This window comes from Micromonospora sp. B9E7, assembly GCF_039871815.1.
Taxonomy (GTDB): domain Bacteria; phylum Actinomycetota; class Actinomycetes; order Mycobacteriales; family Micromonosporaceae; genus Micromonospora.
On the sequence record NZ_JBDPLX010000025.1, the window covers coordinates 66,747 to 78,785 of the forward strand.

Below are 12,039 nucleotides of genomic sequence, written 5' to 3' on the forward strand. Positions count from 1 at the left end.
GGAGCACGACAGCACATGACCGAGACCAAACTCGGCACCGAATCCCGCACCGCCGTGATCGACAACGGGTCCTTCGGCACCCGTGAGATCACCTTCTCCACCGGCCGGCTGGCCCGCCAGGCCGCCGGTTCCGTCATCGCCCAGCTGGGCGAGACGGTCGTTCTCTCCGCCACGACCGCCGGTAAGCACCCGAAGGAGCAGTTCGACTTCTTCCCGCTGACCGTCGACGTCGAGGAGCGGATGTACGCCGCGGGCCGCATCCCCGGCTCGTTCTTCCGCCGTGAGGGTCGGCCCAGCGAGGACGCGATCCTCACCTGCCGGCTGATCGACCGGCCGCTGCGCCCGTCCTTCGTCAAGGGCCTGCGCAACGAGGTCCAGGTCGTCGAGACCATCCTCGCGCTCGACCCGCAGCACCCGTACGACGTCGTGGCGATCAACGCCGCCTCGATGTCGACCAAGCTCTCCGGCCTTCCGTTCTCCGGCCCGATCGGTGCGACCCGCGTCGCCCACATCGACGGCCAGTGGGTCGCCTTCCCGACCCTGGAGGAGCTGGCCCGGGCCACCTTCGACATGGTCGTGGCCGGCCGCACGCTCGAGGACGGCGACGTCGCGATCATGATGGTCGAGGCCGAGGCCACCCCGAACGCCGTCGCCCTGATCTCGGCCGGTGCCACCGCCCCGACCGAGGAGATCGTCGCCAGCGGCCTGGAGGCCGCCAAGCCGGCGATCCGTGAGCTGTGCCGCGCGCAGAGCGAGCTGGCCGAGGTCGCCGCGAAGCCGGTCACCGAGTTCCCGGTCTTCCTGGACTACCAGGACGACGTGTACGACGCCGTCTCGGAGCTGGCTCGCGCCGAGGTGGCCGAGGCGATCACCATCGCCGGCAAGGCCGACCGCGAGGAGGCCCTGGACCGGGTCAAGGCCCGGGTCGCCGAGGAGCTGGGCGCTCGGTTCGAGGGTCGGGAGAAGGAGCTCAGCGCTGCCTTCCGGTCGCTGACCAAGTCCGAGGTGCGCAACCGCGTGCTGCGCGAGCAGGTCCGCATGGACGGGCGTGGCCCGCGCGACATCCGTTCGCTGACCGCCGAGGTCGGCGTGCTGCCCCGGGTGCACGGTTCGGCGCTGTTCGAGCGGGGCGAGACCCAGATCCTGGGCGTCACCACGCTGAACATGCTCCGCATGGAGCAGATGGTGGACACGCTGTCCCCCGAGAACCGCAAGCGCTACATGCACAACTACAACTTCCCGCCGTACTCGACCGGTGAGACCGGCCGGGTCGGCTCGCCGAAGCGTCGCGAGATCGGCCACGGTGCTCTCGCCGAGCGCGCGCTGATCCCGGTGCTGCCGTCGCGCGAGGAGTTCCCGTACGCCATCCGGCAGGTGTCGGAGGCGCTCGGCTCCAACGGCTCCACCTCGATGGGTTCGGTCTGCGCGTCGACGCTGGGCCTGCTCTCCGCGGGTGTCCCGCTGAAGGCGCCGGTCGCCGGCATCGCGATGGGTCTCATCTCCGACGAGGTCGACGGCAAGACCCAGTACGTGACGCTGACCGACATCCTCGGTGCCGAGGACGCGTTCGGTGACATGGACTTCAAGGTTGCCGGCACCCCGGAGTTCGTCACCGCGCTCCAGCTCGACACCAAGCTCAACGGCATCCCGTCGGACGTGCTGGCCGCCGCGCTGCAGCAGGCGAACGAGGCCCGGCAGATCATCCTCGGTGTCATGAAGGCGGCGATCGAGGCTCCGGCCGAGATGTCGGACTACGCACCGCGCGTCACCACCGTCAAGATCCCGGTGGACAAGATCGGCATGGTGATCGGCCCGAAGGGTCAGACCATCAACGCGATCCAGGACGAGACCGGCGCCGAGATCTCCATCGAGGACGACGGCACGATCTACGTCGGTGCCACCAACGGCCCGTCGGCCCAGGCGGCCGTCGACCGGATCAACGGCATCGCCAACCCGACGCTGCCGAAGCAGGGCGAGCGGTTCCTCGGCACGGTGGTCAAGACCGCCGCGTTCGGTGCGTTCATCTCGCTGCTGCCGGGCCGTGACGGCCTGCTGCACATCTCCAAGGTGGGCGACGGCAAGCGGGTCGAGCGCGTCGAGGACTTCCTCAACGTCGGCGACCGGGTCGAGGTCGAGATCGCGGACATCGACGCGCGCGGCAAGATCTACCTGGACAAGGTCCGGCCGGAGGGCGCCGAGGCGCCGGCCGCCGGTGAGGCCGCCGGTGGCGACCGACCCGCTGGTCGGGACCGCGGTGACCGGGCTCCGCGTGACCGCGGTGACCGCGAGCGTGGCGGCGACCGGGGCGGGCGTGGCCCGGAGCGCGGCGAGGGCGGCAACAGCGGCGGCGAGGGTGGCGAGGGCGGCGAGCGTCCGCGCCGCCGGACCCGGCACAGCTGATCGTCGTACCACGCATCACCCACCCCTCGTCGAACCGGGAGCAAGTCGTGAGTCGGGCCATCAGCGCGCCGTTTCCACCGGATCGACGGGGGGTGGCCCCCGGCTGGCGGGCCAGCCAGGCGAGTCGAGTTCGGGACACCGGGGCGGGCCGTTCCGGCGGCACCGCCCGCGCGGTGACCCGGACGCTCAGCGACGACCCGCTGGGCGGCACGGTACGTCGTACCGTGCTGCCCAGCGGCCTGCGCGTGCTCACCGAGGCGATTCCGGCGATGCGCAGCGTCTCGTTCGGCATCTGGGTGGCGGTCGGCTCACGCGACGAGTCCGGCCCGCAGGCCGGCGCCGCGCACTTCCTCGAACACCTGCTCTTCAAGGGCACCCACAAGCGCACCGCCCTGGAGATCTCCTCGCAGATCGAGGCGGTGGGTGGCGAGACCAACGCCTTCACCACGAAGGAATACACCTGCTACTACGCCCGGGTGTTGGACGAGGACCTGCCGCTGGCGATCGACGTGATGTGCGACCTGGTCGCCGACTCGCTGTTGGAGCCGGCGGACGTCGAGACCGAGCGTGGCGTGATTCTCGAAGAGATCGCCATGCACGACGACGAACCCGGTGACGAGGTGCACGATCTCTTCGTCCAGGCGGTCTACGGCGACCACCCGCTGGGCCGGCTGATCTCGGGCACCGCCGAGACCGTCACGCCGATGACCCGCCGGCAGATCCAGAACTTCTACCGTGGCCGCTACACCGCGCCGCAGATCGTCATCGCCGCCGCCGGCAACCTCGACCACGCCACCGTGGTCAAGCTGGTGCGCCAGGCCGTGCGCGGCACCCCGCTGGACGGCGACCCGGCCAGCCCGGCGCCGCACCGCGCGGCGACCCCGGCGGTACGCACCAAGCCGGTGACCACAGTGGTGGAGCCGAAGGAGACCGAGCAGGCGCACGTCATCCTCGGCTGCCCCGGCATCGACCGCCTCGACGAGCGGCGCTTCGCACTCGGGGTGCTCAACAACGTGCTCGGTGGCGGCATGTCCAGCCGCCTGTTCCAGGAGATTCGGGAGCAGCGCGGCCTGGCGTACTCGGTCTACTCCTACGCCAGCCAGTACGCCGACACCGGCCTGTTCGCCGTCTACGCCGGCTGCGCGCCGGGCAAGGTGGACGAGGTGCTGTCCCTGACCCGCGCCGAGCTGGCCCGGGTCGCCGCCGACGGGTTGACCGAGGCAGAGGTGGCCCGGGGCAAGGGGATGAGCAAGGGCTCGTTCGTGCTCGGCCTGGAGGACACCGGTTCCCGGATGAGTCGGCTGGCCAAGGGTGAACTGCTCTACGGCGACCTGATGCCGGTCGACGAGCTGCTCCGTCGGGTCGACGAGGTCACCGTGGCGGACGTGAACGTCCTCGCCGCCGAGTTGCTCAGCCGGCCGATGTCGCTGGCCGTCGTCGGCCCCTTCGGCGAGGGCGACTTCTCGGTCTGAGGGCCGCCGTCCCGGACGCGGGCGGAGCCCGTCCGGCCTGGGCGTCCCGGCGGGTGGATCCCCCCGGATCCGGCCCGGAGGGCACGTCCTGATTGGGATAGGTTGTGCCCCGTGACTGACGAGCAGGAGAAGACCCCCGCCGAGCCGGTGCGTGTCGGTGTGTTTGGTGCCCGCGGCCGGATGGGCATCGAGGTCTGCAAGGCGGTCGACGCCGCCGCCGACCTCACCCTGGCGGCGTCGGTCGACCAGGGCGACGACCGTTCCGCCGTCGCCACCGCCGAGGTGGTTGTCGACTTCACCACGCCGGACGTCGTCATGGACAACGTGAAGTGGTGCATCGACCAGGGCATCAGCGCGGTCGTCGGCACGACGGGCTTCACCGAGCAGCGGCTGGAGCAGGTGCGTGGCTGGCTCGCCGACAAGCCCGCGGTGGGCGTGGTGATCGCCCCGAACTTCGGCATCGGCGCGGTGCTGATGATGCAGTTCGCCGCGCGGGCCGCCCGGCACTTCGAGTCCGTCGAGATCATCGAGCAGCACCATCCGCGCAAGTTGGACGCCCCGAGCGGCACCGCCACGCACACCGCCCGGCAGATCGCTCGGGCCCGCGCCGAGGCCGGCCTCGGCCCGGTGCCGGACGCGACCAAGGACGAGGTTCCGGGTGCGCGCGGCGCCGACATCGACGGGGTACGCGTCCACGCCGTACGCGCCACCGGCCTGGTAGCCCACCAGGAGGTGCTCTTCGGCGGCACCGGCGAGACGCTGACCATCCGGCACGACTCGTACGACCGGGTGTCGTTCATGCCGGGTGTGCTGCTGGCCGTTCGCGCGGTGCGTAACCGTCCCGGTCTCACCGTCGGCCTGGACGCCCTGCTCGACTGACCGGTCCGGATCCTTCCCCCGGGGTGAAACCTGGTCGCGGCGCGGGCCTGGCCGCCCCTAGGCTGCCCCGATGATCGATGGTGGACACGGTGACCGGGTCGGGCGGCGAGTGACGCTGCGGCCGGTCGACGACGACAACTGGCGGGCGGTGGCCGACGTCGCCCCGCGCGACGACCAGCGCCGGTTCGTGGCCGCGCTGGGCGCGCGTTACCTGCTGCTCAGCATGCGCTCCGAGGTGTGGAACTCGCTCGCGGTGTACGCCGACGAAACCGTCGTCGGCCACGTCATGTGGGGCGTGGACGACGACGGCTCGCACTGGATCGGCGGGATGCTGATCGACGCCGCAGAGCAGGGCCAGGGCGTCGGCCGGGCCACGGTGCAGACGCTGGCCCCCTGGCTGGCGACCCGGGATGGCAACCCCCCGGTCCGCCTCTCGTACCACCGCGACAACACACCGGCCGCGACCCTCTACGAGTCCCTCGGCTTCCACCCCACGGGCGCCGTGGACGACGACGAGCTGATCGCCGAACGAACCCCCTGAACCCCCGCGATCTTGCACTTTCTGTCGCGACATAAGGTGCATATCCCGCATATCGACAATCGAAACTGCAAGATCGCCGGGGTGGTCCGCCCGGCCTAGCGGGGGAGGGACGGGGTTGCGGGACGGCGTTGGGTGGGGAGGGCCGGGGTCACTGTCAGTGGGGTGGGGAGACCGGTGACAGTGGCTTCGCCGGTGCGGTCGACAGTGACGTGCACCCGGGTGTTGGCCACGCGGAGGCCGTCGACCGCGACGGCGCCGAGTTCCGCTCCCGCCAGGGGAGCCAGGCGGACCGTGCCGCCCGGCACATCCGGGTAGAGGCCGGTGGCGGCCTGGAGCAGCAGCACCGCGCCCGTTGCGGCCCACGCCTGTGGTCGGCACGCCGCCGGGTACGGCACCGGACGGCTCACCAGTGACCGGTCGTCGCCGCCGTACAGCTCCGGCATCCGGTAGTCGAACGCCTCGGCGGCGCTGAGTAGACCCTCGGCCAGGCGGAGCGCGGCGTCGCGGTGCCCGGCGCGGGCCAGCCCGGCGAGGACGATCGCGGTGTCGTGGGTCCAGATCGAGCCACAGTGGTACGACAGGGGGCTGAAGCCGGCGTCGTCGGTGGACATGGTCCGCAACCCGAAGCCGCCAGCGAGCGTGTCGGTGGTGAGCAGGCGGGCGACCTGGGCCTCCTCGTCAGCGGTGAGCAGTCCGGTGCCGAGCAGGTGACCGATGTTGCTGGTCAGCGAATCGACGGGGCGCTTGTCCCGGTCGAGGGCCAGCGCAGGCTGCGGGCCGTACCGGCCGTCGACCCAGAAGCTGTCCCGGAACCGGCGGGCCAGAGCCGCGGCGTGTTCGCGCCAGCGGTCCCCGCCCGGTCGGCCGAAGGCGTCCAGCAGGGCCGCGCCGTTCACGGCCGCCTCGTGCGCGTACCCCTGCACCTCGGCCAGCACGATGGGCGCGGTGGCCAGGGATCCGTCGTGGAAGCGGACGGCGTCGCCGGAGTCCTTCCAGCCCTGGTTGGACAGCCCGTGTCCGGTGGTGTCGATGTACTCGACCAGCCCGTCGCCGTCCGGGTCGGCGTGGTCGCCGAGCCAGTGCAGCGCCGAATCCAGGTACGGCAGCAGCGGTTCGATCTGCTCGGCGGGGAGGCCCCAGCGCCAGGCGTCGTGCAGCAGGTTGACCCAGAGCATGGTGGCGTCGACGGTGCCGTAGTAGGCCGGCGGGAGGAGTAGCCCGTTCTCCGGCAGCGCGACCTCGTGCCGGCGCAGCTCGTGCAGGATCTTGCCGGGGGCTTCGCCGGTGGCCGGGTCGACGCGGGTGCCCTGGCGGCGGGCGAGCACGCGCAGGGTGCCGGCGGCCAGGTCGGTGCCGAGCGGCAGCATCATCCGGGCGGCCCAGAGGCTGTCCCGGCCGAACAGGGTGAGGAACCAGGGCACCCCGGCGCCGAGGAACACGTCTGTCGGCGCGCCGGTCTCGGCCAGTCGGAGGCCGTGCAGGTCGTCCAGACTGCGATCGAGCAGTCGAACCAGGCGTCGGTCGTCGGCGGTCACCTCGGGTCGGGACCATTCCGGCCCGCCGGTCGGGCCGACGACGATGGCACGCGGGTCGTCAACGGTCGCCTGCCAGCGCAGCACGGTCTCGCCGCCGGGGGGCAGGTCGACCGGCCAGACCAGCCGGGGTGCGGTGGCCCGGTCGCCGCTGGCGAGCACGTCGGCGCCGGGCGCGGTGACGGTGACGGTGATCCCCGTGCCCGACCAGGTGAGCGTGCCCGGCTGGCCGGTCTTGGCCTCCAGCGCGTCGGCGGCGCCACCGGACTTGACGACCTCGATGGGTGCCAGGTCGCAGCCGAGGTCGATGGAGACGGTGGCCCGTACGCCGACGGTGGCGGTGGAGAAGATCCGCAGTTCCTCGGTGAGGCCGTTGCGGGTGGCCCGGCGGAGTCGGTCGACGCGGACGGTGGGGTCGGGCGTGGCGTCGCCGAGCCAGCGGGCCAGGCCCACGAAGTGCGCGCCGTGCGGGCCGTCGTCGCCGCGGGTCAGACCTTCGAGCTCCCGCTCGTCGACCCGCAGCTCGGCTCGGGAGAGCACCCGGGCATCGGCGTGGAAGACGCCCTGGACGCCGGTCGGGCGGATCTGCCCGGTCGCGTCCCCCAACGCGCTGGTCGGGGCGAAGACCACCCCGACCAACTCGTGCAGGAGGGGTTGCAGCTGGCGTTCGATCACGGTGTGGCTCCAGATCCTCGGGGTGCGGGGCGGCCATCTTGACAACGCGCCCCTGGCGGTGCAAAGTGCGAAACATTCCAGAAACTTGAACGATCTAATACTGCCTTATCCAGATTGGATCGTTCAAGATGGCGAGAGGGATTTAGTGGCCGAAAAGGTGACCATAGCGACGGTGGCCCGGCACGCCCGAGTGAGCCGGCAAACGGTGTCCAACGTGCTCAACTCCCCGCACATCGTGCGGCAGGAGACCCGCCAGCGCGTCGAGGACGCGATCAATGCGCTCGGCTACCGGGCCAACCAGGCCGCCCGACAGATGCGCACCGGCCGGTCGCGTCTCATCGCCGCCCGGATCGAACCCACCCGCGACGGCATCAACGGCTCCGTCCTCGACCGCTTCCTGCACGGCCTCACCGAGACCGCCGACGCCGCCGGCTACCGGGTGCTGCTCTACACCGCCACCGACGACGACCGGGAGATCGCCACCTACGGCGACCTGCTCGGCACGTACGAGCTGGACGCGTTCGTGCTCGTCGGCACCAAGTACGGCGACCCGCGTACCGCCTGGCTCGCCGAGCGGGACGTGCCGTTCGTGACCTTCGGCCGCCCGTGGGACGCGCTCGACGCGCACCCCTGGGTGGACGTGGACGGCGCCGCCGGCACCGCCCAGGCCACCCGGCACCTGCTGGACGCCGGGCACCGGCGGATCGCGTTCATCGGGTGGCCGGTCGGCTCCGGCGTCGGCGATGACCGCCGCGCCGGCTGGCGCGACACGCTGCTGGCGGCCGGCGTCGACCCGGACGGGCTGCACCGCGAGACCGAGGACGGCATCGCCGAGGGCGAACGGCTGATGCGTGACCTGCGCGTCGCCGTGGCGCCGACCGCCGTGCTCTGCGCCAGCGACTCGCTCGCCCTCGGCGCCCTCCAGGCCGTCCGCGGCACCGACCCGCCCGTGTCGGTGATCGGCTTCGACGACACGCCGGTGGCCGCCGCGATCGGGCTGACCAGCGTCAGCCAACCGCTCGGCGAGGCCGCCGCCCGCTGCGTGGACCTGCTCACCGGGGTCCTCGACGGCAACCACGAGACGCCCACCCCCGTGCTGCTCCAGCCCTCGCTGGCACTGCGGCACACCGCGTAATCCCACACCCCCCACCAGGAGAAACCATGGCACCTCGAACCCTCACCCGGGCTGCGGTGGCCGGCCTCGCCGCCGTCGCCCTTCTCGGCTCCGCGGCCTGCGGCAGCGGCTTCGACGACTCCTCCGGCGACGCCGCCCAGTCCAGCGGCCCGGCCAGCCTGCAGATCCTGATCGGCTCCTCCGGTGAGGCCGAGACCAAGGCCGTGCAGGACGCGGCGGCCAAGTGGGCCAGCAGCTCCGGCAACAGCGCGACGGTCACCCCGGCCCAGGACCTCACCCAGCAGCTCGGCCAGGGCCTCGCCGGCGGCACCCCGCCGGACGTCTTCTACGTGGACGCGGCCCGGTTCGCCGACTACGCGAGCGTCGGCGCCCTGGAGCCGTACGGCGACAAGATCAGCAACTCGGGCGACTTCTACGAGAGCCTGCGCACCACGTTCACGTACGACGGCAAGCTCTACTGCGCGCCCAAGGACTTCTCGACCCTGGCCCTGCAGATCAACACCGACCTGTGGGCCAAGGCCGGGCTGACCGACGCCGACGTGCCGACCACCTGGGAGCAGCTCACCGCCGCCGCCCAGAAGATCAAGGCCAAGGGGCAGGTCCCGCTGGCCCTCGGTGACACCCGGGACCGGATCGGTGCCTTCATGGTGCAGAACGGCGGCTGGCTGGTGAGCAAGGACGGCAAGCAGCCCACCGCGGACACCCCGGAGAACCTGGCCGCCCTCCAGTACGTCAAGACGATGCTCAGCACCGGGCTGGCCAAGTACCCGAAGCAGCTCGACGCCGGCTGGTCGGGTGAGGCGTTCGGCAAGGGCAAGGCCGTGATGACCATCGAGGGCAACTGGATCAAGGGTGCCCTGCAGAACGACTTCCCGAACGTGAAGTACAAGGTCGTGGCGCTGCCGGCCGGCCCCAAGGGGCAGGGCACGCTCTCCTTCACCCAGTGCTGGGGCATCGCCGCGAAGAGCAAGTACAAGGATCAGGCGATCAAGTTCGTCGAGGCGATGACCAGCGGCGAGCAGCAGATGACCTTCGCGAAGGCGTTCGGTGTCATGCCGTCCCGTCAGTCGGTGCGCGACCAGTACACCGCTGCCTTCCCGGCGGACAAGGTGTTCGTCGACGGCGTCGCGTACGCCCAGGGGCCGGTGAACGCCCCGAAGATGGACAGCGTCCTCAAGGACCTCGACACCGGTCTGCAGAGCCTGACCAACGGCGACCCGAAGACCGTGCTGCAGAACTTCGACAAGAACGCCAAGGCGGCGCTCGGCGGCAGCTGACGCGTTAGGAAGGGCCCCTTCCTATACACCAGGCGATAACAAGGGGCCCTTCCTTTCACTGTCGGCTCGAGACAGGGAGGGAGGGAGGGAAGATGGCAACCGAGACACTGACCGCGCCCGGGGCGAACACGCGCCGGAGCCGGGGCGGCATCCGCAGCAACGAGAATCTCGCCGGCTGGCTCTTCGTCGCGCCGGTGATCGTCATCCTGGGGCTGTTCCTGCTGCTGCCGATCCTGATGGCGCTCTGGGTCAGTCTGACCGACTGGAACGGCCAGGGCAGCCCCTTCACCGGCGACGTCCCGTTCGTCGGCGCACACAACTACACCCAGTTGTTCACCGAGGACGGGCTGGCCCGCCGCGACTTCATGACCAGCATCCGCAACAACATTTACTACGTGGCGATCGTGGTGCCGGTGCAGACCGTGCTCGCGCTCGGACTGGCGTTGGTCGTCAACAACCGGATGCTCAAGGGCAAGAGCTTCTTCCGCAGCGCCTTCTACTTCCCCTCGGTCACCAGCTCGGTCGCGATCAGCGTGGTGTTCCTGTTCCTGTTCGCCAACTCCGGCGCGGTGAACGCGCTGCTCGGCTTCGTCGGGATCGACGGCCCGGAGTGGTTCGCCGATTCCCGGGGCGTGTTGCACCTGCTGTTCGGCGTGGTCGGCGTCGACTCGCCACCGGCGGCGCTGGCTGACGGCGGCCCGTTCGGGCTGACCTGGTGGGACTGGTTGTCCGGGCCCAGCGTGGCGATGATCTCGATCATCACGCTGGTCGTCTGGACCACCTCCGGCACCTTCATGCTGATGTTCCTGGCCGGGCTGCAGAACGTGCCGGTCGCGCTGGACGAGGCGAGCACCCTCGACGGCGCGTCCCGGTGGCAGCGGTTCCGGCACGTCACCCTGCCGATGATCAGGCCCACCACCTTCCTGGTGCTCACCCTCGGCGTGATCGGCTCCTGGCAGGTCTTCGACCAGGTGTACGTGATGAGCCAGGGCGACCCGGCCAAGACCACTCTCACGCCGGCGTACCTGTCGTACCGGACCGCCTTCCGGGACTTCGACTACGGCTCTGGGGCGGCGATCTCGTTCGTGCTGTTCCTGATCATCATCGTGCTCACGCTGATCCAGCGCCGGGCGCTGGCCGAGCGGGACACCGACCGACCGCGCCGCGGCTGGTGGCGTCGGCGCGTACCGGAGAGGTCCTGAGATGGCCGTGCTGACCGACCGTCCGGCGGCGGCGCCCGCGCGGCGCGACCAGCGCGCCGCCCGCACGCTGGCCACCCGTTTCCTGGGGTACGCCACGCTGGTCTTCTTCGGGCTGGTGTTCCTCTACCCGTTCGTCATCCAGATCGGCAACTCGCTCAAGTCCGAACCCGACGCGGCGGCGAACCCGCTCTCGCCGTTCCCGGACCCGCTCAGCCTGGCCGGCTTCGAGCGGATCTTCGCCGGCACCAACTTCCCCCTGTGGCTGGGCAACTCGCTGCTGGTGACCGTGTTGGTCACCATCGGCCGCGTGTTCTTCGACTCGCTCGCCGGGTACGCGCTGGCCCGACTGCGGTTCCGCGGCCGCAGCGGGCTGTTCGCCGCCGTCATCGCGGTGATGGCGGTGCCCGGGGTGGTGCTGCTCATCCCGAAGTTCCTGGTGCTCAACCAACTCGGCCTCTACAACAGCTACGCCGGTCTGGTGGTGCCGCTGCTTGCCGATGCGGCGGGCGTGTTCATCATGAAGCAGTTCTTCGAGTCGGTCCCGCTGAGCGTGGAGGAGGCCGCCCGGATCGACGGGGCGAGCATCTTCCGCACCTTCTGGTCGGTGGTGCTGCCGATGGCGAAACCGGCGCTGATCACGCTGACCATCCTGTCGTTCCAGGGCTCGTGGAACGAGTTTCCGCACAGCCTCGTGGCGGTGCAGGACCCGGACCTGTTCACCCTGCCGCGTGGGCTGGCCGACCTGGTCAGCGGATCGCTGGGCAGCGGCACCCAGTATCCGCTCAAGCTCGGCGCCGCGCTGCTCGCCACGATTCCGGTAGCGATCATCTTCGTGGTGTTCCAGCGGTACTTCGTCCGCGACGCCAACGACGGCTCGGACAAGGGCTGACCCGCCGCCGGTGTGGCGGTCCCGACGTGGGGCCGCC

At 70.9% G+C, this 12,039-nt stretch carries 9 protein-coding genes; 8 read left to right on the plus strand and 1 reads right to left on the minus strand.

Features of this window, described 5'->3' with window-relative positions; all coding sequences use genetic code 11:
• Positions 1–15: 15 nt before the first annotated feature.
• The 4 genes from ABGB10_RS28910 to ABGB10_RS28925 all read left to right on the plus strand — a co-directional run bounded on the left by ABGB10_RS28910 (position 16) and on the right by ABGB10_RS28925 (position 5,292).
• On the plus strand, positions 16–2,400 hold the full coding sequence (locus ABGB10_RS28910; RefSeq protein WP_347664155.1) for a polyribonucleotide nucleotidyltransferase: 2,385 nt from the start codon (positions 16–18) through the stop codon (positions 2,398–2,400).
• A 47-nt stretch (positions 2,401–2,447) separates the two neighbouring features.
• Positions 2,448–3,872 (plus strand): pitrilysin family protein, encoded by a 1,425-nt coding sequence (locus ABGB10_RS28915; protein ID WP_347664156.1) that lies wholly within the window; start codon positions 2,448–2,450, stop codon positions 3,870–3,872.
• 111 nt (positions 3,873–3,983) lie between these two features.
• Positions 3,984–4,751 (plus strand): 4-hydroxy-tetrahydrodipicolinate reductase, encoded by a 768-nt coding sequence (gene dapB, locus ABGB10_RS28920; RefSeq protein WP_347664157.1) that lies wholly within the window; start codon positions 3,984–3,986, stop codon positions 4,749–4,751.
• A gap of 70 nt (positions 4,752–4,821) precedes the next feature.
• The gene (locus ABGB10_RS28925; RefSeq protein WP_347664158.1) at positions 4,822–5,292 is read left to right on the plus strand and encodes a GNAT family N-acetyltransferase; all 471 of its coding nucleotides are present in this window, start codon (positions 4,822–4,824) and stop codon (positions 5,290–5,292) included.
• 95 nt (positions 5,293–5,387) lie between these two features.
• Here the strand turns inward: ABGB10_RS28925 and ABGB10_RS28930 are convergent, their stop codons facing one another.
• The gene (locus ABGB10_RS28930; protein WP_347664159.1) at positions 5,388–7,499 is read right to left on the minus strand and encodes a glycogen debranching N-terminal domain-containing protein; all 2,112 of its coding nucleotides are present in this window, start codon (positions 7,497–7,499) and stop codon (positions 5,388–5,390) included.
• 172 nt (positions 7,500–7,671) lie between these two features.
• Here ABGB10_RS28930 and ABGB10_RS28935 point away from each other — a divergent pair, with 172 nt between their 5' ends.
• From ABGB10_RS28935 to ABGB10_RS28950, 4 genes are all read left to right on the plus strand, one after another.
• Entirely contained in the window at positions 7,672–8,634 is a 963-nt protein-coding gene (locus ABGB10_RS28935; RefSeq protein ID WP_347664183.1) for a LacI family DNA-binding transcriptional regulator, read from the plus strand.
• A 26-nt stretch (positions 8,635–8,660) separates the two neighbouring features.
• Positions 8,661–9,911 carry an extracellular solute-binding protein gene (locus ABGB10_RS28940; protein ID WP_347664160.1) on the plus strand — a complete coding sequence of 417 codons (1,251 nt, stop codon included), beginning with the start codon at positions 8,661–8,663 and terminating at the stop codon, positions 9,909–9,911.
• A 92-nt stretch (positions 9,912–10,003) separates the two neighbouring features.
• Positions 10,004–11,113, plus strand: a complete 1,110-nt coding sequence (locus ABGB10_RS28945) for a sugar ABC transporter permease (RefSeq protein WP_347664161.1) — start codon at positions 10,004–10,006, stop codon at positions 11,111–11,113.
• A 1-nt stretch (position 11,114) separates the two neighbouring features.
• Positions 11,115–12,002, plus strand: a complete 888-nt coding sequence (locus ABGB10_RS28950; RefSeq protein ID WP_347664162.1) for a carbohydrate ABC transporter permease — start codon at positions 11,115–11,117, stop codon at positions 12,000–12,002.
• The last annotated feature ends 37 nt before the right edge of the window (positions 12,003–12,039 follow it).